Origin of the sequence: Actinokineospora spheciospongiae (assembly GCF_003182415.1) — a bacterium.
Classification (GTDB): Bacteria; Actinomycetota; Actinomycetes; order Mycobacteriales; family Pseudonocardiaceae; genus Actinokineospora; species Actinokineospora spheciospongiae.
On record NZ_QHCP01000003.1, the window covers coordinates 295,976 to 316,369 of the forward strand.

Consider the following 20,394-nt stretch of genomic DNA (forward strand, 5'->3'; position numbering starts at 1 on the left):
TGGGGGAGCAAACCCGGGGAAGACACAGAGGAGACAACGCCGAGATGGCACGACTCGCCGGCGTCGACCTCCCCCGCGAAAAGCGGATGGAGATCGCGCTGACCTACATTTTCGGGATCGGCCGCACCCGCTCCAAGGAGCTGCTGGCCGCCACGAACATCGACCCCGACCTGCGGGCCAAGGACCTCTCCGACGAGGACCTGATCAAGCTCCGCGAGTACATGGACCAGAACTTCAAGGTCGAGGGTGACCTGCGCCGCGAGGTCCAGGCCGACATCCGCCGGAAGATCGAGATCGGCTGCTACGAGGGCCTGCGGTGGCGCCGCGGTCTGCCGGTGCGCGGACAGCGCACCAAGACCAACGCCCGCACCCGCAAGGGCCCCAAGAAGACGGTCGCCGGCAAGAAGAAGGCCGGCAAGAAGTGAGCAAGAGCTGCGAGTCCGTGTCGCACGTCGTGCCGCAGCGCCGACGTCGCAACAGGTCATTCATGGCCTACACCGTCGCGCCCAGGTGTGCCCGCCCGGCCGCCCTGCGCGACCTGTACAAGGACGCCGGATCAATCATCCGGGACGCCGCTCCTGAGATCACCACCTCGCGGTCCGAGTAGGAGATACCCGAAGACATGCCCCCCAAGTCGCGTACCGGCGCCGGAGCCAAGAAGGTCCGGCGCAAGGAAAAGAAGAACGTCGCCCACGGGCACGCTCACATCAAGAGCACGTTCAACAACACCATCGTGTCCATCACGGACCCGACCGGTGCCGTGATCGCGTGGGCCTCCTCCGGCCACGTCGGTTTCAAGGGCTCGCGCAAGTCCACGCCGTTCGCGGCGCAGATGGCCGCCGAGAGCGCCGCCCGCAAGGCCGCCGAGCACGGCATGAAGAAGGTCGACGTGTTCGTGAAGGGCCCCGGCTCCGGCCGGGAGACCGCGATCCGCTCGCTGCAGGCGGCGGGCCTCGAGGTCGGCACCATCCAGGACGTGACCCCGCAGCCCCACAACGGCTGCCGCCCGCCCAAGCGGCGCCGGGTCTGAGGAACGGGGAGGAGTAACAAGAAATGGCACGCTACACCGGGCCCGCGACGCGCATCTCGCGTCGCCTCAAGGTCGACCTCGTCGGTGGGGACCAGGCGTTCGAGCGCCGCCCCTACCCCCCGGGCCAGCACGGCCGCGGGCGGATCAAGGAGAGCGAGTACCTGCTTCAGCTCCAGGAGAAGCAGAAGGCGCGCTACACCTACGGCGTCCTCGAGAAGCAGTTCCGCAAGTACTACGTGGAGGCCGTGCGCCGCCAGGGCAAGACCGGTGAGGTCCTGCTCCAGCTGCTCGAGTCGCGCCTGGACAACGTCGTGTACCGCGCGGGTCTCGCGCGCACCCGGCGCCAGGCCCGCCAGTTGGTCAGCCACGGGCACTTCATCGTGAACGGCCGCAAGGTCAACATCCCGTCGTTCCAGGTGAGCAAGTTCGACATCATCGATGTCAAGCCCAAGTCGCTCTCGACGCTGCCGTTCGTGGCCGCCAAGGAGTCCTTCGGCGACCGCCCGATCCCGGGCTGGCTGCAGGTCGTGCAGTCCAACCTGCGGATTCTGGTGCACCAGCTGCCCGAGCGCGCGCAGATCGACGTGCCCGTGCAGGAACAGCTGATCGTCGAGCTCTACTCGAAGTGATCGCGCGGGGGCGGTGGCGCAGGAGCCGCCGCCCCGCTCGCGCGCACACCCCCTCCAGACGGGGAGCGCGCGCGGGCATCCCAATCAGTCCGGGCGTCAAATAGCGGGCGCCCACAGGGAAGGAAGAACCCAGAGTGCTCATCTCACAGCGTCCCACCCTGGCCGAGGAGCCGGTCGTCGAGACCCGCTCCCGCTTCGTCATCGAGCCGCTCGAGCCCGGCTTCGGCTACACGCTCGGCAACTCGCTGCGCCGCACGCTGCTCTCGTCGATCCCGGGTGCCTCGGTCACGAGCATCCGCATCGACGGCGTGCTGCACGAGTTCACCACCGTCCCCGGGGTGAAGGAGGACGTCACCGACGTCATCCTGAACCTCAAGGAGCTGGTGGTCTCCTCCGAGGAGGACGAGCCGGTGACGATGTACCTGCGCAAGCAGGGCCCCGGCGAGGTCACCGCGGGCGACATCGTGCCGCCCGCGGGCGTCACGGTGCACAACCCCGACCTGCACATCGCCACCCTGAACGGCAAGGGCAAGCTGGAGATCGAGCTCGTGGTCGAGCGCGGTCGCGGCTACGTCCCGGCGGTCCAGAACAAGCAGGCGGGCGCGGAGATCGGCCGGATTCCGGTCGACTCCATCTACTCGCCCGTGCTCAAGGTGACGTACAAGGTCGAGGCCACCCGCGTCGAGCAGCGCACCGACTTCGACAAGCTCATCCTCGACGTCGAGACCAAGCCGTCGATCACCCCGCGCGACGCGGTCGCGTCCGCGGGCAAGACGCTGGTCGAGCTGTTCGGGCTCGCCCGCGAGCTGAACGTGGACGCCGAGGGCATCGAGATCGGCCCCTCGCCGCAGGAGGCGGACACCATCGCCGCCTACGCGATGCCGATCGAGGACCTCGACCTCACCGTCCGCTCCTACAACTGCCTCAAGCGCGAGGGCATCCACACCGTGGGTGAACTCGTGTCGCGCAGCGAGGCGGACCTGCTGGACATCCGCAACTTCGGTGCCAAGTCCATCGACGAGGTCAAGATGAAGCTCGTCGGTCTGGGCCTGGCCCTCAAGGACAGCCCGCCCGGGTTCGACCCGACGGCCGCTGCGGCGGACTACGCGACCGACGGCTGGTCGGACACCGCGGACACCGGCACCGACGACGGCCAGGACTACGCAGAGACCGAGCAGCTCTGAGTCGTCCGCGAGGACGCCTGAGCAGCGGATTTCCACAAGGAGCAAGCAATGCCCACCCCCACGAAGGGCGCCCGTCTCGGCGGGGGCCCCGCGCACGAGCGGCTGCTGCTGGCCAACCTGGCCACCGCGCTGTTCCAGCACGGCCGGATCACCACGACCGAGGCGAAGGCCAAGCGCCTGCGCCCCTACGCCGAGCGCCTGATCACCAAGGCCAAGGTCGGCGACCTGCACAACCGCCGCGAGATCATGAAGGTGATCCGCGACAAGGACGTCGTGCAGCGCCTCTGCGTCGAGATCGGCCCGTTCTTCAGCGACCGCTCCGGCGGTTACACCCGGATCACCAAGACGATGCCGCGCAAGGGCGACAACGCCCCCATGGCGGTCATCGAACTGATCCAGGAGAAGACGGTCACCGCCGAGGCCGAGGCCGCGCGCAAGACCAGGTTCGCCAAGGACGAGCCGAAGGCGGACGCCCCGGTCGAGGACGCCAAGGTCGACGAGACCGACGCGGCCACCACCGAGGCCCCCGCTGAGGACACCGCGGTCGACCAGGACGCCGAGGCGCCCGAGTCGGCCACCAAGGACGCCGCCGAGGAGCCCGCCGAGGGCGCCAAGGACAAGTCCTGACCTCGCAGCACACCACGGACGAGCCCGCCACCCCCACCGGGGGCGGCGGGCTCGTCCGTGTTCGACGGGTGCGCCTGGACATCGCCTACGACGGCACCGACTTCTCCGGCTGGGCCCGCCAACCCGCCCGCCGCACGGTGTGCGGGGTCCTGGAGGACACGCTGTCGCTGGTGCTGCGCCTCGACGTCCGGCTGACGGTCGCGGGCCGCACCGACGCGGGCGTGCACGCCACCGGGCAGGTCGCCCACGTCGACCTGCCCGCCGACGTCGACCTGGGCGTCCTGGTGCCCCGCCTGGCCCGCGCGCTGCCCGCGGACGTCCGCGTCGGCGCCGCCACCCCCGTCCCACCGGAGTTCGACGCCCGCTTCACGGCGCTGCGCCGCCACTACGCCTACCGCGTGTGCGACCACCAGGCGAGCGCGGACCCGCTGCGCCGCAACCACGTCGTCACCTGGCCCCGCCCGCTGGACCTCGGCGCGCTCAACGCCGCGTCGGCGCTGCTGCTGGGCGAGCACGACTTCGTGGCCTTCTGCAAGCGCCGCGAGGGCGCCACCACCATCCGCGAACTCCAGCGCCTGGACTGGTCCCGCGCGGCCGACGGCACCCTGGAGGCCAGGGTGTCCGCCGACGCCTTCTGCCACTCCATGGTCCGCAGCCTGGTCGGCGCGCTGCTGGCGGTCGGCGAGGGCCGCAAGCCCCCGGGCTGGCCCGCCGGGATGCTGACCGCCACCGAGCGCCCCAGCGCCATCACCGTCGCCCCGGCGCACGGTCTGGCCCTGGTCGGCGTGGACTACCCGGCCGACGCCGAACTGGCGGCCCGCGCCGAGCTCACCCGCCGGGTCCGCACCCTCTGAGCCCCACGGCAGGCACCGCGGACGAACGGCCCGGACTCGGGGGAGTCCGGGCCGTTCACCGTGGTCCAGCCGATCAGGCTGCCGATCGCAGCGCTCAGAGGTCGAGCGTCCAGGTGTTCAGCTTGCCGGTGTCACCCGCGTACACGTCGGCGACCCGGAGCTTCCAGACGCCGTTGGCGGGCTCGGACGACAGGTTCGCCGTGTAGGTCGCGACGACGTTGTCCGCTCCGTCCGAGCTGTTGGAGCTCTTCAGCAGGTAGGTGGAGTTGTCCGGCGCGACGAGGGTGATGGTGAGGTCACCGCGGTAGGTGTGGGTGATGTTCACCGCCACCGTCGAGGCCGAACCCGCGTTGCCGGAGCAGCCGGAGACGGTGATGCTGCTGTTGATCGTGCTGAGGTCCGGGATGTTGGTCGCGGTGCCGTTGGTGACCGCGGCGCAGCCCGGTCCGGGCGGGGTGGTGCCGCCGGTGCCGGTGTACTGGAGCAGGTTCGGCGAGCCGGTGCCCGGGTTGGTGATCTTGTTCGGGGTGGCCGCCGAGATCAGCGCCGAGGCGACCTGAGCCGGGGTGGCGGTCGGGTTGGCGGCCAGGTACAGCGCCGCGCCGCCCGCGATGTGCGGGGAGGCCATCGAGGTGCCGCTGATGGTGTTGGTGGCGGAGGTGCCGCCGATCCACGCCGAGGTGATGCCCACGCCGGGCGCGAAGATGTCGGTGCAGGTGCCGAAGTTGGAGAAGCTCGCCCTGGCGTCGTTGCGGTCCGAGGCGTTCACCGAGATCGCCGTGGGCACGCGGGCGGGGGAGTAGCCGCACGCGTTGGCGTTGGAGTTGCCCGACGCGACGGCGTAGGTGACGCCGGAGGCGATCGAGGCGGCCACCGCGTTGTCCAGGGTGGTGGACGCGCCACCGCCCAGGCTCATGTTGGCCACGGCGGGCTTCACCGCGTTCGCGGTCACCCAGTCGACGCCCGCGATGACACCCGCGGTGGTGCCGGAGCCGTTGCAGTCGAGCACCCGCACGCCGATCAGCTTGACGCCCTTGGCCACGCCGTACGCCGCGCCGCCGACGGTGCCGGACACGTGCGTGCCGTGGCCCTGGCAGTCGGTGGCGTCGTTGTCGTTGTCCACCTTGTCGGTGCCGCTGACCGCGCGACCGCCGAAGTCGCTGTGCGGGAAGTTGATGCCGGTGTCGATGATGTAGGCGTTCACGTTCGACGCGGTGGTCGCGTACGAGTAGACGCTGTTGAGCGGCAGGTCCCGCTGGTCGATGCGGTCCAGGCCCCAGGACGGCGGGTTGGTCTGGTCGACCGACATCCGCACGACCTGGTCGGCTTCGACGTAGGCCACCGACGGGTCGGCGGCGAGCTTCCTGGCCTGGGTCTCGGACATCTTCGCGGAGAACCCGTTGACCGAGGAGAAGCGGTGGCCGACCTGGCCGCCGTAGGCGGCGGCGAGGCCGTCGGTGCTCGCCGCGGCCGACAGGCCGTTCTTGAGCACGACGATGTAGCTGCCGGGGACGACGTCGGCCCGGTCCGCGCCCAGGATCGTGCCCTGGGCGGCGGAGGCGGGCGCGGCCAGCGACACGCTCGCCGCGAGGGTCGCGGCGGCGGCCAGGCCCAACCCGGCGAAGCGCTGTAAGGCAGTGCGAGACAAACGCATGTGCATGGCTCCTTCAAGCAGGGGGCACGCGGCGGCGGAGGCCCTCACAACCGGGCCGCGTGCTGGAGAGATGCTGGTGAACGTTTGTTCGCGCGAACTGAGCACAACAGTGGCGAACGCGCATTTCCGGCGCAAGGCGCGTCGGGGATTTCCCCACGCCACTTATGAACAGTTGGCCGCCGCCGGCAACGGAATGCGCCTTTTGGTCGATCCAGTGCCCACCGGCCACTTCGAACGGACGAACCCCCCGCCGCCGGAAGGGGTGGGGGTTCGTGGAACCGGTTGCGACCTGCTCAGTCGCCGCGCCGGACCGGGCCCAGGATCTGCTGCTCCTTCTGCGTGGTGACCAGCCGCAGCGGCTTCCACAGGTTGCGGCCCAGGGCCACCACCTGGTCGTCGGCCAGCGAGGTGAGCTGCTGCACCATCGGCGGCGGCAGCCGCCAGATCCGCGCCGCCAACTGCGCCTGCCCGACCGGCAGCCGCTGCAGCAGCACCAGGTCGGCCGCGTTCGCCGTCGCCCCCGCCTGCGGGTGCATGTAGGGCAGCACGTACACCGTGGTCTGCCACGGTGTGCGCGGCGGGAACAGCTCCTGCGGGGTCGGGCCGCCGTCGTGCACCACCATCAGCGGGCCGTCCTCGGACGGCCGGGGCAGCTCAACCGGGCTCAGCCGCCGGATCTGCACCAGCGGCGCGAGCCGCCCGTCGGGGCCCTCGCCCGCCGCCTTCTGCAACATCTGCCAGGCCGCGGGCCGCCCGGTGGCGACCACCACCCAGGCGCCGACGGCCATCGCCCGCAGCGCCACCTGCCGGGCCAGGTACAGCCCGCCGACCAGCACGATCCTGGTCGGCGCGGGCCGCAGCGCGGAGATCGTCAGCGGTTCGCCCTGCAAGCCCGAGCCGAGCACCATGCCGCCGCGGTCACCGGAGGGGCTCACCGCGTCCAGCATGTCCGGCGACACCAGGAACTCCGGGGCGATGCTCGCCCCGCCGCCCTGGGTGTCCAGCAGCCTGCTCGACCCGCTCATGCCCGGCCTCCCAGCGGAAGTGTCGCCGCCAGCCCGGCCACCTGCAGGCCGCGCAGCGGGGTCAGGGTGATGCCGAGCCGGTCGGAGATCGCGGTCAGCCGCTCGTCGGCCAGGCTCAGCTCGTCGGGGTTGCGGGCGCTGACCCGCACCAGCCCGCGCAGGCCGACCTGGTCGTCGTCGGTGCCCGGGGAGATGGACATCGCCACCGTCGCCGACAGCGCGCGCACCCCGGTCAGCGCGTTCAGGCTGGTCGCCATCTTGCCCTGCGGCCAGCCGGTGATCGCGTAGCTGGCGTGCCCGATGCCCGCCGCGGTGACCCCGGTCCAGCGCTCGCGCAGCCCCACCCGGTCGGTCGACCCGGCGACCCCGGTCAGCTCGGCGGAGGAGATCCCGGCGCGCAGCAGCTCGTCGGGGTCCAGCGGCCGGGTCGGCACGCCGCGCGACTCCAGCGCGTTGCGCACCCGGGACAGGGCGCCGATCAGCGCCCGGTGCGCGCCGACGACACCGCCGCCGCGCTCGCGCACCGCCGCCGGGCAGCGCCGCGGGTCCAGCCGGACCGCCACCCAGGTGGTGCGCCGGGCGGCCGCGGGCAGCGGGCCCAGCACCTCCAGGTAGGACGCCAGGGCGGGGGAGTTCGGCGGCAGCGCCACGCTGCCCGGGTAGCAGTGCCAGATCACCTGGATCGCGTCGAGCACCACCCCGCGGTCCTCCAGGCACGGCGCCAGCGCGCCCAGCGGCAGGCTCGGCGTGGAGCCGACCGCGCTCACCAGCGCGGGCGCCGGGTCGACCAGCAGCACCGCGGTCCAGGTGCCCTCGTGCCAGGCCAGGCCCAGCGGCCTGCGCTCGTGGTCGGCGCCGTGCGCCACCACCAGGTCCGGCACGGCCAGCCGCAGCAGCGCCACCCGCGCGTCGTCCGGGCCGGTGACCGTGGTCGCCTCCTCGGCGGCGGCGAGCTGCTCCTCCATGGTCACCGGGTCGACGGGCTTGGTGGTGCGCGAGTGCGACCGGAAGGTGTAGCGGGTGGTGAGCCCGATCCACTGGGTGAACCAGCGGCCGCGCCAGCGCAGGAACGCCACCACCAGCGCCACCGCGGCGATGCCGATGGCGACGTAGACCATGGTGAGGTCGATCGCGAGCAGGACCAGCCCGATGGCCGCGCCGACCTCGAGGACGACCAGGTTCGACACCGGCAGCGAGCCCAGGCTGGCGCCCTTGGTGCGCCTGCGGGCCGCCACCCTGGCGCGCGGCTGCTCCGGTTCGGCGGGCTGACCGGGCGGGCGCGCGGGCCCACCGGGGCCACCGGGGCCACCGGGTCCGCCCGGACCGCCCGGCCCACCGGGACCACCCGGGCCACCGGGTCCTCCGGGGCCGCCCGGTCTGCCGGGGCCACCGCCCGGACCCCCGGGGTCGCCGGGGCGCGGCGGCTGTCCAGGTGGTGGCGTCCTGCCCTGTCGTGGCGGAGTGGTCACGGACATCCGATCGGTCTCTTCCCCTCATCGGTGCTGCTCGGCGCCTGCGCGGTCCCGGGTTTTCCACAGGATGGCGCAAGACCCGCGTACGGCCGGAGCCGTACGGCTATCCTGCGGAACGGTACCGCGACGGGGAGAGCAGCAGGCCGAGAATGCCATCAACACCAACGACGAAGTCTCAGGTCCAGGCGTACCGCTTCGTGCTGCGCCGGATGCAGTCGGCACTCGTGCGCAAGGACGCGGTCATGCTGCACGACCCGATGCGCACGCACTCGCGGGCCACCATCGTCGGGGTCTGCATCGCGGCCATCATCTGCGTCGGCTTCCTCGTCGTCGGCCTGCTCAACCCGACCGGCAAGGCACCGGAGAACACCGGGATCATCATCGGCAAGCCCTCCGGCGCGGTCTACGTGAAGTGGAAGGACCCGCTCAAGGGCGACGTCCTGATCCCCACGTTCAACCTGGCCTCGGCCCGGCTGCTGATGCTCGCCCGCAGCTCCTCCGGCCAGAACCAGGCCCCGGCGAGCAACACCGACGCGGGCGGCGGCGGTCAGGTCGTGCAGCCCGAGGTCGTCCCGGACGACAAGCTGATCGGCCTCCCGCGCGAGCGCCTCACCGGCATCCAGGACGGCCCGCAGTTCCTCCCCGGCTCCGCGGCCGAGCGGATCAGCGCCAACTGGGCGGTCTGCGACGCCTACCAGAACGACCCCTCGCTCAACCGGGTGGCGAACGAGAACAAGATCGAGACCAGCGTCATCGGCGGCGTGCCCGACCTCGGCCCCGAGCTGGCCGAGACGGAGTCGCTGCTGGTCCGCGACCGGGCGGGCAAGACCTACCTGGTCTACCGCAAGCCCGCGACGGCGAACGTCCCCAACGCCGACACGGTGCGCGCCGAGGTCGACACGACCAGCCGCAGCATCAAGGACGTGCTCAGCCTGGAGACCAGGAACAAGGGCACCGAGCGCAACATCACCGACGGCCTGCTCAACGCCATCCCCCCGGTCGCGCCGCTGACCGCGCCCACCATCCCCGGCGTGGGCGGTCGCACCGCCGACGACCTGGTGGTGGGCGCGGTCCTGGAGGTCGAGCGCGCCGGGCGCGTCCTGGAGTACTACGTGGTCCTGCGGGACGGCGTCCAGCAGATCAAGCGGTCCACCGCCGACCTGATCCGCTTCACCACCACCGCGGGCGGCGCCGACATCAAGCAGATCAGCCCGGCCGAACTGCCCGCCAAGAGCCCCAACGGCGTGATCGACGACTCGTCGTTCCCGGCGCAGGTGCCCGAGGTGCTCGACCCGATCAACTCCCCGGTCGCCTGCCTGGGCTGGGGCCTGGTCGGCGAGGGCCAGGACGCTGACCAGCAGACCAAGGTGCACGTCGGCAAGCGCTTGCCGATCGACCGGTTCAACGCCGACGGCGAGCCCGCCACCATCCCGATCACCAGCCCGGGCAGCGCGCAGATCCGCATCGACTCGTTCTACATGCCGCCGGGCAAGGCGGCCGTGGTGCGCGGGGCGACGAACCGGATGAACTTCCAGACCGGCCCGATCTACCTGATCTCCGACCGCGGCGTGAAGTACGGCGTGCCCGACGCCCGCAGCGCCAACGCGCTGGGCCTGGACAACCAGTTGCCCGCCCCGGTGTCCATCGTGCAGTTGCTGCCCGACGGCGCCTCGCTGAGCACCACCGACGTGCTCCAGACCTACGACACGGTGCCGGTCGAGCCCGGCCTGTTCCCGTCGACCGCGGCCAACCCGGCGGGCGGGGGCTGACCGGACGCCCCGGCGGGCGGCTGATCGGTGGTCACGGGAACCGGGCGCCGACGACTACCGTCACACCGGTGAGCAACGCCCCGTGACCGAGGAGGTGCGCACCCGATGGCCACGATCAAGGTCGACCCCACCTGGGTGAGCCAGTACGCGTACAACGTCGGCGAGGCGGCCGAGGTCCTGTCCGAGGGCGCGGCCGTGCTGCGCACCGCCCCGCTCACCTCGGAGACCTTCGGCACCCTGGGCGACACCGTCCGGGTCACCGAGTCCTACCTGCGCGCCGCCGAGGCGCTGCGCACCCAGCTCACCCGGGGCGTGGAGGCGCTCAAGTCCGCCTCCACCAGCCTCACCCAGGTCGCCGAGAAGTACGAGTCCTCCGACGGCGACGGCATCGCCTCCATCAACCGCAGCGGCCAGGCCTGAGAGGGGCGACCATGCGCACCCGAGAGCCCGCCGACGGCGCGGCAGGCCCGGCGGGCCTGTCCACCGACCCCGCCTTCGGCGGTTGGCAGTCCCGCCCGATCAGCGCCGCCCTCGACGCCGGTGAGGCGGGGCTGTCCAGCGCCCTGCCCCCGGACACCCGCGCCCAGCCGTCGCCGCCCGCCCCGGTCGCCACCCCCACCCCGCGCCCCAGCCAGGCCCAGGGTGGCCGCGACGGCGCGCAGATCCGGTCCGACCTCTCGGCGTACCTGGACTTCCTGAGCGCGCTGTGCGCGGAACTGGGCATCCCCGACCCGGTCCAGGAGTACTTCGCCCCGGTCGTCGGCCGGTGGAGCGACATGCACGCCGAGGCCGACCGCTGGCGGGCGGTGGGCGCGGTGGCCGAGGTCGTCACCGAGGGCCTCACCCAGCCCCTCGGCGGCCTCGACGCCGCCTGGCAGGGAGCCGACGCCGAGTCCTTCATCGACTACGTCAACCGCGTCGGCCTCGCCGGTCACGACCTGGCCGACGCCATGATCACCATGGGCGAGGTCCTCGACACCACCGCCGACGGCCTCCGCCAGGTCGTCGAGGACATGGCGGGCGTCCTGGTGGAGATGGCCGAGACCACCTCGCAGGCCATGTCCGGCCCGGTGCAGGGCGAGGAGCGCACCCGCCAGTACCTCGACCAGATGCGCCGCCCCACCCGGGAACTGTTCGAGGCCACCCGCCAGGTCCTCGAAGCCCTGGTCAAGCTGTGCGAGGGCGTCGACGGCTCCCAGGTCTTCGACAAGATCACCATGGCCCACACCTTCCCCGAGGAGAACTGGGGCATCACCGCCGAAGTCCCCCCGGTCGACGTCCCCGCGGCCGTCACCCCCGCCGCCGCGACCCCAGACCCCCCGGGCGGCGGCGCGAGCCTGGGCAGCGGCGGCTTCGGCGGCGGCGGTGGTGGTTTCGGCGGCGGTGGCGCGGGCCTCGGCGGCGGCGCGGCCTCCCCGGCCACCCCGCTGAGCGCGGGCGGCGCGGCCACGGGCGTCGGCGAGGCGGGCCCCGGCAAACCCGGCGGGATGCCCAACGGCGGCGCGGCCCCCGCCGCCGCCTCGGCGGGCGGCCGCGGCATGGGCGGGATGATGGGCGGCATGCCCATGGGCGGCGGCATGGGCGCCCAGGGCGGCAACAACGAGCACAAGGCCAGGACCAAGGTCGCGGGCAACCCGGAGGACATCTTCGGCAAACCCGGCCGAGCCAGCCCCTCCGTCATCGGCGACGACCCCGCCTGACCCGCTCCCCACCACCACGGGCTGCCCCGGCACCCGTAGTCCGCCCAGCTCGCAGGGGCACAAGCCGGCGGTCACGCGCAGCGAGGCGGTGAGCCATCGCCACGCGCACCCGGGGCTGGGCGTCGGCGCGAGCCTGCGGCCACGGCGCGGCAATGTGGTGAACCACCGCCACTCGCACCCGGGTCCGGGCGTCGGTGCGAGCCTGCGGCCACGGCGCAGAGAAGTGGTGGTGCGCTGGATCGGGTGGTTGTTCTTGGTTGGGGGAGAAGACCCTCTGCCAAGCTGGCTTCGCGAGGTGGGCATCCCTTCGCCCACTCACGCGCACCGCCGCAGAGGGTCTTCGCAGGGGCCCCGACCAAGAACAACCACCCGATCCAGCACCCCGCACGCAGCGCACCCCGCCAGAGCAGCCCCCGAATCAACCCAACCACGCGGCACCGACACAAACCCCAAGCTGGATCGGACTTGTCCACAGTCCGATCCGCGAAGCCCCCGAATCAATCCAAGCAGCAGGCGCCGACACCAAGCGCAGCCGAAGCCCGACCTGTCCACAGGAGCCTGGCCCAAGCCCCGCAAGACCGACCGGGCTCCGGCCGAGAGCCAGGCCGCTGACCGGAACCCCCGGCTAGGCCATCCCGCGCAGCTCGTCCTTCCCGCCGCCTCGGTTCCGCCGGACCGTGTGCACGACGAACAGCGTCAGCAGCAGCAACAGCAACCCGCCCGCGGAGCCGATCAGCGCCACCTGCATCGGCGCCCAGTTCTTCACGATCGGGCCCGGGAGCTCGGCCTTCATGTCCAGCGGCTGGTCCGGCTGGATGCCCTTCTCGGCGGGGATCGCCGCGGTCAGCGCCGCCAGTGGGTTGATCATGCCGTAGCCGATGCGGTTGTCCCGGCCCCCGGGCGCGGCCGGGTGGATGGCGGTCAGCTTGATCCGCTCCGACACCTGCTTGGCGCTCAGTTCCTTGCGGTAGGAGCGGATCAGCGCGGCCAGGCCCGCCACGTACGGGGCCGCGAAGCTGGTGCCCTGGATCTCCTGGCTCTTGCCGTTCACGACCTGGAGGTTGACCAGGCCGTCGTTCGTGGTGGGGTCCAGGGAGATGATGTTGGTGCCGGGGGCGGCGACGGTGACCCACGGGCCGGGGACGGAGAAGTCGGCCGGGTCGCCGTTGGCCTGGATGGCGGCCACCGAGATCACGTACTCGGAGAACCACGGCGGCAGCACCAGGTGGTCCGGCCGGGTCGGGTCGCCCGCGTTGACGCCGGATTCGCAGTCCTGGCCATAGTTGCCCGCGGAGGCGACCAGGACGACGTCCATCTGCTCGTGGGCGTAGCGCAGGGCGGCCTGGAGGTTCTTCTCCGACGGCTGGATCGGCAGGTCGGCCGGGCGGCAGCTGTCCACCGACATGTTGATCACGCGGGCGCCCTGGTTCGCCGCCGACACCACGGCCTGGGCCAGCGTCTCCAGGGTGCCCGCGGGCTCGGCGCGCGGGTCCGGGTCGGCCGCGGTGGGGCGCTTGCCCTCGTAGTTGGCGCTGGACTGGCGGATGGACAGGATCTCCGCGCCGGGGGCGATGCCGACGAACCCGATCTGGCCGTCCGCGGGCGGGTGCGCGGCGATGATGCCCGCGACCTCGGTGCCGTGGCCGTCGCAGTCCTCGAGGCCGTTGTGGGCGGCGATGACGAAGTCGCCGCCGCCGCGCACGGTGAGGTAGTCGTGCTTGCGGACACCGGTGTCGATCACCGCGACCGTGACGCCCTCGCCGCGGGAGAACTGGTGCAGCTCGTCGAACTGCATCTCCAGTTGGCCCCACGGCTTGTTCTTCAGGTCGAACCGCTGCCCGGACGCCGGGGCGATGCACGCGGTCTTCGGCGCGTAGGTCGCGTCCGGGCCGCCGACCTTGGGCACCTGCCAGTTCGGGTCGAGCGGCGGCGGGACCGCCCTGGTGTCCACCGGGGACGGCCTGCCGCCGGGGGGCGGCTGCTGCTGCGCGGACGCGGGGACCGCGGGCAGCGCCACCGCGATCGCCGCGGCGCCGAGCACCGCCCCGATCCGCCGCGCCCGCATCAGAGGCTCACCTGCCGCAGGCTGCTGTAGAGGTCCATCACGGCCAGCGCCAGCGGCAGCACGACCGCGATGCAGATGGCCTCGAAGACCTCCACCGTGCGCCGCAGCGGCGGGGAGAAGCGCTGCTCGGGGAACACCACGCCGAGCACCATCGCCGCCGCCGCGATCAGCACCAGCGCGCCGAACACCCACAGCAGCCGCTCGAAGCTGTCGGCCTCGAGCAGCCAGCCGATGAGGATGCCGACCGCCGAGAGCATCCCGGTGGCCAGCAGCGCGATCGCCTGGCTGCCGTTGGCGTAGGTGCGGGCGCGCAGCAGCAGCACCAGCGTCGCCACGACGCCCAGGATGACGCCCCAGACCTCCGGGGAGCCCGCGCTGACGATGGCGCCGGTGGCCGCCGCCGCGCCGCAGCCGATGATCATGCCGGTCATGTACTCGTGCGCCAGGCCCGCCCGCCGCTCGATGGAGCGGTAGTCGGGGAAGCCGGTGTCCTCCTTGAGGTCCTCCGCGCTGCCCGGCACGTTCGGCAGCGGCAGCCTGGCGAGCTGGATGGTCAGCCGGGGCAGTACCGACAGCGCGCCGAGCGCCACCGCGGCCGTGCCCGCGCCGATGCCCGCCGCCGGGTGCGCCACCAGGGTGGCCACCGCGAACGCGGCCACTCCCAGCAGCGCGGCGGTGCCCGCCGCGACGAACGTGGTCACCCCCGCGCCGATCAGCATGATCGACGCCGAGGCCACGATCAGCACCAGCGAGCAGGCCAGCAGCAGGCTGGCCCGGCCCGGTTCGCCCGGCACGATGTAGAGGCCGCTGACGAACGCCATCGGCAGCCCGCCCGCCGCCGCGACCAGCACCCCGGTCGTCGGCGCCTGGTACGCCTTGGCCAGCACCGCGCCCAGGGCCACCAGCACGACCGCCGCGGCGCCCGCGGTGATCGCCGGGGCCAGGTTGTCGCCGCCGGACAGCGGGCCCGCCATCAGCACCGCCAGCGCGCCGAGCACCAGCGCCAGCGCGCCCGCGATGTGCCCGATGCGGTTCGCGGTCTCCTTCGTCCACGGCCGGTAGCTGTCCGGCGCGGACTCGGCGATCGCGTCGACCACGTCGTCGTACAGCGGCGGCGGGGGGTTCTCCGCGCGCTTGCGCAGTTGCAGCATGTCGCCGTCGACCACGCCGAGCGCGCCCAGCGTCCGGCTGGGGTCCAGCGGGTTGTCGCCCAGCTTGGCCAGGCACCAGCCGCCGTGCCGGGCACCGCCGTCGGAGGTGGTCTCCTTGGCCATCTCCAGCAGCATCGGCAGCAGGTCAGCCACCGACACGTCCGCCGGGAGGGCGACGTCGATGCGCGTCCTCGGCGCGACCACCGTCACCCGGCTGAACACGGTCGTCCCCGTTGCCACCGCCTGCCCCCTCGAGTTGTCCACAGGTCTGGCCGGACCGACCCCGGTCCGGCGCGAATCGGTCCTAGTATGGCCGCACCGACATCGCCGGGTCCGGCGGTTCCGCAGAAAGTCGCCGAGCACGGGGGTGGGGCGAATGCCCGCAGGGGTTGGCTACCGCGCGCTGGCGGTCTTGGCCGTCGTCGGCGCGGTCGCCATGGGCGCCTTCCTGTTCGAGCTGACCGGGCGGCACCCCGCGGGCGCCCTGCCCGGTCTGGTGTACCTGGTCGCCGCGGTCGTGCTGGTGTGGACGCCGAGCGGGCACGAGCTGGCCGACCGGGTCGCCCTGGGGCTGGTGCTGGTGGTGGCCTCGATCGTGATGATGGGCGTGCTGTTCGTCTTCGGCGGCCGCAACCCGAGCTCGCTGCTGTTCGGGGTGGTCTTCCTGCTGGCCGCGCTCGTCCTGCTGGTCGGCTCCGCGGTGCGGCCGGGGCGCGGGCCCACCCCGGCCGCGGTCCTGCCGGTGCTGGCCGTGCTCGTCGCCGGGGTGATCACCGGGTGGGCGTTCGTCAGCGACGACGCGGACCCGGCCGCGCTGGTGCACGGCAGCCTGCTGCTGGTGGCGGTCACCGTCTTCCTGGCCGGGCGGCGCGCGCGGGGGCCGGGGCGGTTCGCCGTCGGGGCCGCGGTGTGCGCGGTGTCGGTCGGGATCGTCTACTTCCTCGCGGTGTCCGGCGGCGGGGTCGTCCCCGTGGTGCTGGGCGCGGTCTTCCTGGCGGCCCTGGTGGGCTCGCTCCCGGCGGCCCGTTCCGCCGAACCGGCCGGGCCGGACCCGGCGGTTCGGTAGTTTCACCCCCCAAGCCGCAAATCGAGTCGAAGAGGTGTCCGCCCGGTGAGCACGCTGCAGTTCAAGCGTTCGCCCCGCCTGTCCGCGCCGCGGCAGCCCGGCGGGGAGGTCCACCTGGAGCCGCCGCCGGAGGTGCCCAGGGTCATCCCGGGCAACATCCTGCTCAAGATGCTGCCCGCGGTCATGATCGTGGCCTCGGTCGGGATGATGGTCTTCATGTTCATGGTGGGCGGGAAGAACCCGTCCTCCCTGCTCTTCGGCGGCATGTTCCTGATGTCCACGATCGGCATGATGGCCGGCGGCATGGGCGGCCGGGGCGGTGGCCAGAAGAAGGCCGAGATGAACGAGGACCGCAAGGACTACCTGCGCTACCTCGGCCAGATGCGCGACCGGGCCCGCGAGGCCTCCCTCGACCAGCGCGCCTCGCTGGAGTGGACCCACCCCGACCCGCAGGCGCTGTGGTCGATCGCCACCAGCCGCCGGATGTGGGAGCGCCGCCAGGCCGACCCGGACTTCTGCCACCTGCGCGCGGGCCGCGGCTCGCAGCGGCTGGCCACCCGGCTGGTGCCGCCGCAGACCGGCCCGGTCGACGAGCTGGAGCCGATCGCCACGCTGGCCCTGCGCCGGTTCGTCCGGGCGCACTCGATCGTCCCCGAGCTGCCCATCCAGGTCGCCGTGCGCGGGTTCGCCGCGGTCGGCATCACCGGCGACAAGGACCGGTGCCGCGGCCTGGCCCGCGCGCTGCTGGCCCAGCTCGTCACCTTCCACACGCCCGACGACGTGCTGGTCGCCGTGGTCACCTCGGGCAAGGCCAAGGCCGAGTGGGAGTGGGCCAAGTGGCTGCCGCACGTGCAGCACCCGAACCTGCTCGACGGCATCGGCCAGTTGCGGATGATGGCCGGGTCGCTGGCCCAGATCGAGGACTGGCTCGACGACGAGCTGCGCGACCGGCAGCGGTTCACCCGCAACGCCCCGCCGCAGCCCGACCAGCCGCACGTCGTGGTGGTGATCGACGACGGCGAGGTCACCCGCGAGGAGCAGATCATCCTGGAGGAGGGCCTGGTCGGGGTCACCCTGCTGGACCTGTCGGAGTCGCTGGGCAACCTCACCGCCCGCCGCGGCCTGCGCCTGGTGGTCGAGGGCGACCGGCTCGGCGCGCGCAGCGCCAGCGGCGTGGAGTGGTTCGCCTCCCCGGACCAGCTCAGCGTGGCCGAGGCGGAGGCGCTGGCGCGCAAGCTGTCCCCGTACCGGGTGGGCGCCGCGGCGGCCGACTCCGGCGACGAGGAGCCGCTGCTGTCCAACCCGACGCTGCTGGAGCTGCTGGGCATCCCGGGCGACCCGATGACCTTCGACGTTCAGCAGGCGTGGCGGCCCCGGCCGGTGCGCGACCGCTACCGGGTGCCCTTCGGCGTCGGCGAGTTCGGCCAGGCCGTCGAGCTCGACATCAAGGAAGCGGCCATGGAGGGCATGGGCCCGCACGGCCTGTGCATCGGCGCGACCGGTTCCGGCAAGTCCGAGTTCCTGCGCACGCTGGTGCTGGGCATGCTGGCCACGCACTCGTCGACGACGCTGAACTTCATCCTGGTCGACTTCAAGGGTGGCGCCACCTTCCTCGGCCTCGACGGCGCCCCGCACGTCGCCGCGACCATCACCAACCTGCAGGGCGACCTGACCCTCGTCGACCGTATGAAGGACGCCCTCGCCGGGGAGATGAACCGGCGGCAGGAGGCGCTCAAGAACGGCGGCAACTTCAAGAACGTGTGGGAGTACGAGAAGGCCCGCGAGAACGGCGCCGACCTCGACCCGCTGCCCGCGCTGTTCATCGTCGTCGACGAGTTCTCCGAGCTGCTCTCGGCCAAGCCGGACTTCATCGACCTGTTCGTCGCCATCGGGCGGCTGGGCCGGTCGCTGCAGATGCACATGCTGCTCGCCTCGCAGCGGCTGGAGGAGGGCAAGCTGCGCGGCCTGGACTCGCACCTGTCCTACCGCATCGGCCTCAAGACCTTCTCCGCCGCGGAGTCCCGCGCCGCGATCGGCGTGCCGGACGCGTTCGAGCTGCCGTCCATCCCGGGCTCGGGCTACCTCAAGTTCGACACCAGCACGATGCACCGGTTCAAGGCCGCGTACGTCTCCGGGCCCTACCGCCCGGCCGGGATGCAGGCCGCCGGACCGGTCGCGGCGGTCTCCGGCGACCGGCGGGCGAAGCTGTTCGTGCCCGACTACGTGGAGATCCCCAAGGAGCCGGAGAAGCCGCTGGCCCCGGTGGTCGAGGAGAAGAAGCCCGAGGGCGGCACCGAGGCCAGCGAGCTGGACGTGATCGTCAACCGGCTCGTCGGGCAGGGCCCGCCCGCGCACGCGGTGTGGCTGCCGCCGCTCAACGACCCCAGCTCGCTGGACATGCTGTTCACGGTGCCGCTGCAGGTCACCGAGGACCGGGGCCTGTCCCCGGTCGGGTTCTTCGGCAACGGCAGGCTCCAGGTGCCGCTGGGCATCGTCGACAAGCCCTACGAGCAGCGCCGCGACATGCTGTGGGCGGACTTCTCCGGTGCCGCGGGCCACGCGGCGATCGCGGGCGGCCCGCAGGCGGGCAAGTCGATGCTGCTGCGCACGCTGGTCATGTCGATGGCGCTGACGCACACCGCCGAGGAGGTGCAGTTCTACATCCTCGACCTCGGCGGCGGCACGATGGGCACGCTGGACGGGCTGCCGCACGTCGGCGGCGTCGCGGGCCGGATCGACCCGGACAAGGTGCGCCGGATGGTCGCCGAGGTCACCGGCCTGGTCGCCGAGCGCGAGCAGCGCTTCCGCGACATGGGCATCGACTCGATGACCGACTTCCGCAACCGCAAGCGCCAGGGCGGCCTGAAGGACGACCCGTTCGGCGACGTGTTCCTGATCGTCGACGGCTGGCTGAACTTCCGCCAGGAGTTCGAGTCCCTGGAGATGCAGGTCGTCAACCTCGCCGCGCAGGGCCTGTCCTTCGGCATCCACGTGGTCGTGGCCGCCAACCGCTGGGCGGAGATCCGCCCCGCGCTCAAGGACCTGCTCGGCACCCGCTTCGAGCTGCGCCTCGGTGACCCCAGCGAGTCCGACGTGGACCGCAGGGTCGCGGTCAACATCCCCGCGGGCCGCCCCGGCCGCGGCCTGTCCCGGGACAAGCTGCACTTCCTCACCGGCCTGCCCCGCGTCGACGGCTCCAGCAACCCCGAGGACGTCGCGGGCGGCGTCCAGGACGCGGTCGCCAAGATCAACGCCGCTTGGCGCGGCAGGCACGCGCCGAAGGTCCGGCTGCTGCCCGAGCTGATGTCCTACGAGGACCTGCTCGCCCAGGACACCCGCGGGGACACCAAGCTCGTCCCCATCGGCGTCGACGAGAACGACCTGGCACCGGTCTACCTGGACTTTGACGCGGAGCCGCACTTCCTGGCCTTCGCCGACGGCGAGTCCGGCAAGACGAACCTGCTGCGCACCATCGTCCGGGGCATCATGGACCGCTACACGCCCAAGGAAGCGGTCATCATCCTGGTCGACTACCGGCGCACCATGCTCGGCTTCATCAACACCGAGCACCTGCTGGGCTACGCGGTGTCGAGCAACCAGCTCACCGACATGGTCAAGGACGTCCGGGGCTCCATGCTCAAGCGGCTCCCCGGCCCCGACGTCACCCAGGAGCAGCTCAAGAACCGGAGCTGGTGGAAGGGCCCGGAACTGTTCCTCATCGTCGACGACTACGACCTGGTCGCCCCGCAGGGCACCAACCCGCTGCAACCGATCGCCGAGTTCCTCCCCCAGGCCAAGGACGTCGGCCTGCACGTGGTCACCGTCCGCCGCACCGGCGGCGCCTCCCGGGCCATGTTCGACCCGGTCCTGGGCAAGCTCCGCGAGATCGCCAGCCCCGGTCTCGTCGGCAGCGGCAACAAGGACGAGGGCGCCCTGCTGGGCACCACCAAGCCCAGCGTCATGCCACCCGGCCGGGGCACCCTGGTCTCGCGCAAGGTGGGCCAGGCCCTCATGCAGATCGCCTGGATCAACCCGGAGTAACCGCGGCACCCCCGAGCCCCGGCCCCTCGCCCGAGGGGTCGGGGCTCGGCGCTTCCCCGGGCGCCTGCGCCGCGCCGGGGCGTCCCGGCTGCCCGCGCCGCTCTTGTCCGGGCACGTAGGGTGATCC

The 20,394-nt window shown here is 72.4% G+C and carries 17 protein-coding genes; 12 read left to right on the plus strand and 5 right to left on the minus strand.

Features of this window, described 5'->3' with window-relative positions; all coding sequences use genetic code 11:
- Positions 1-44 precede the first annotated feature (44 nt).
- The 7 genes from rpsM to truA all read left to right on the plus strand — a co-directional run bounded on the left by rpsM (position 45) and on the right by truA (position 4,324).
- Complete coding sequence (gene rpsM, locus DFQ13_RS08935) at positions 45-425, plus strand: 30S ribosomal protein S13 (RefSeq protein WP_035279562.1); 381 nt, start codon at positions 45-47, stop codon at positions 423-425.
- On the plus strand, positions 422-607 hold the full coding sequence (locus DFQ13_RS08940; RefSeq protein ID WP_110079469.1) for a hypothetical protein: 186 nt from the start codon (positions 422-424) through the stop codon (positions 605-607). The genes rpsM and DFQ13_RS08940 overlap by 4 nt, the downstream gene beginning before the upstream one ends.
- Before the next feature lie 15 nt (positions 608-622).
- A complete protein-coding gene (rpsK, locus tag DFQ13_RS08945; RefSeq protein WP_035279563.1) occupies positions 623-1,030 on the plus strand; it encodes a 30S ribosomal protein S11 in 408 nt (135 codons plus the stop codon).
- A gap of 23 nt (positions 1,031-1,053) precedes the next feature.
- Positions 1,054-1,659: a 30S ribosomal protein S4 gene (rpsD, locus tag DFQ13_RS08950; RefSeq protein ID WP_035279565.1), complete on the plus strand. Its 606-nt coding sequence runs from the start codon at positions 1,054-1,056 to the stop codon at positions 1,657-1,659.
- Positions 1,660-1,793: 134 nt separating this feature from the next.
- Positions 1,794-2,843 (plus strand): DNA-directed RNA polymerase subunit alpha, encoded by a 1,050-nt coding sequence (locus DFQ13_RS08955; RefSeq protein ID WP_035279566.1) that lies wholly within the window; start codon positions 1,794-1,796, stop codon positions 2,841-2,843.
- Between the two features lie 48 nt (positions 2,844-2,891).
- On the plus strand, positions 2,892-3,470 hold the full coding sequence (gene rplQ / locus DFQ13_RS08960; RefSeq protein WP_035279567.1) for a 50S ribosomal protein L17: 579 nt from the start codon (positions 2,892-2,894) through the stop codon (positions 3,468-3,470).
- A gap of 68 nt (positions 3,471-3,538) precedes the next feature.
- Positions 3,539-4,324, plus strand: coding sequence for a tRNA pseudouridine(38-40) synthase TruA (truA, locus tag DFQ13_RS08965; protein WP_200873318.1), 786 nt, complete (start codon positions 3,539-3,541; stop codon positions 4,322-4,324).
- A 94-nt stretch (positions 4,325-4,418) separates the two neighbouring features.
- Here the strand turns inward: truA and DFQ13_RS08970 are convergent, their stop codons facing one another.
- The 3 genes from DFQ13_RS08970 to eccE form a co-directional block, all read right to left on the minus strand.
- Positions 4,419-5,978: a S8 family peptidase gene (locus tag DFQ13_RS08970; RefSeq protein ID WP_110079703.1), complete on the minus strand. Its 1,560-nt coding sequence runs from the start codon at positions 5,976-5,978 to the stop codon at positions 4,419-4,421.
- A 293-nt stretch (positions 5,979-6,271) separates the two neighbouring features.
- Positions 6,272-7,003: a hypothetical protein gene (locus tag DFQ13_RS08975; protein ID WP_052020787.1), complete on the minus strand. Its 732-nt coding sequence runs from the start codon at positions 7,001-7,003 to the stop codon at positions 6,272-6,274.
- Positions 7,000-8,190 carry a type VII secretion protein EccE gene (gene eccE, locus DFQ13_RS08980; protein ID WP_110079704.1) on the minus strand — a complete coding sequence of 397 codons (1,191 nt, stop codon included), beginning with the start codon at positions 8,188-8,190 and terminating at the stop codon, positions 7,000-7,002. The genes DFQ13_RS08975 and eccE overlap by 4 nt, the downstream gene beginning before the upstream one ends.
- Before the next feature lie 434 nt (positions 8,191-8,624).
- On the opposite strand from eccE, the gene eccB reads away from it, so the two are divergent.
- The 3 genes from eccB (at position 8,625) to DFQ13_RS08995 (ending at position 11,944) form a co-directional block, all read left to right on the plus strand.
- Positions 8,625-10,244 carry a type VII secretion protein EccB gene (gene eccB, locus DFQ13_RS08985; protein WP_052020788.1) on the plus strand — a complete coding sequence of 540 codons (1,620 nt, stop codon included), beginning with the start codon at positions 8,625-8,627 and terminating at the stop codon, positions 10,242-10,244.
- Between the two features lie 105 nt (positions 10,245-10,349).
- Complete coding sequence (locus DFQ13_RS08990) at positions 10,350-10,664, plus strand: hypothetical protein (protein WP_052020789.1); 315 nt, start codon at positions 10,350-10,352, stop codon at positions 10,662-10,664.
- 11 nt (positions 10,665-10,675) lie between these two features.
- The gene (locus tag DFQ13_RS08995; protein WP_052020790.1) at positions 10,676-11,944 is read left to right on the plus strand and encodes a WXG100 family type VII secretion target; all 1,269 of its coding nucleotides are present in this window, start codon (positions 10,676-10,678) and stop codon (positions 11,942-11,944) included.
- A 625-nt stretch (positions 11,945-12,569) separates the two neighbouring features.
- Here DFQ13_RS08995 and mycP read toward each other — a convergent pair.
- Together mycP and eccD are read right to left on the minus strand one after the other, a co-directional pair.
- The gene (gene mycP, locus DFQ13_RS09000; protein WP_110079470.1) at positions 12,570-14,009 is read right to left on the minus strand and encodes a type VII secretion-associated serine protease mycosin; all 1,440 of its coding nucleotides are present in this window, start codon (positions 14,007-14,009) and stop codon (positions 12,570-12,572) included.
- Complete coding sequence (gene eccD, locus DFQ13_RS09005) at positions 14,009-15,400, minus strand: type VII secretion integral membrane protein EccD (protein WP_110079705.1); 1,392 nt, start codon at positions 15,398-15,400, stop codon at positions 14,009-14,011. The genes mycP and eccD overlap by 1 nt, the downstream gene beginning before the upstream one ends.
- 136 nt (positions 15,401-15,536) lie before the next feature.
- Here eccD and DFQ13_RS09010 point away from each other — a divergent pair, with 136 nt between their 5' ends.
- Positions 15,537-16,226 carry a hypothetical protein gene (locus DFQ13_RS09010; RefSeq protein ID WP_110079471.1) on the plus strand — a complete coding sequence of 230 codons (690 nt, stop codon included), beginning with the start codon at positions 15,537-15,539 and terminating at the stop codon, positions 16,224-16,226.
- 45 nt (positions 16,227-16,271) lie between these two features.
- Positions 16,272-20,267 carry a type VII secretion protein EccCa gene (gene eccCa / locus DFQ13_RS09015; RefSeq protein WP_110079472.1) on the plus strand — a complete coding sequence of 1,332 codons (3,996 nt, stop codon included), beginning with the start codon at positions 16,272-16,274 and terminating at the stop codon, positions 20,265-20,267.
- Positions 20,268-20,394 lie beyond the last annotated feature (127 nt).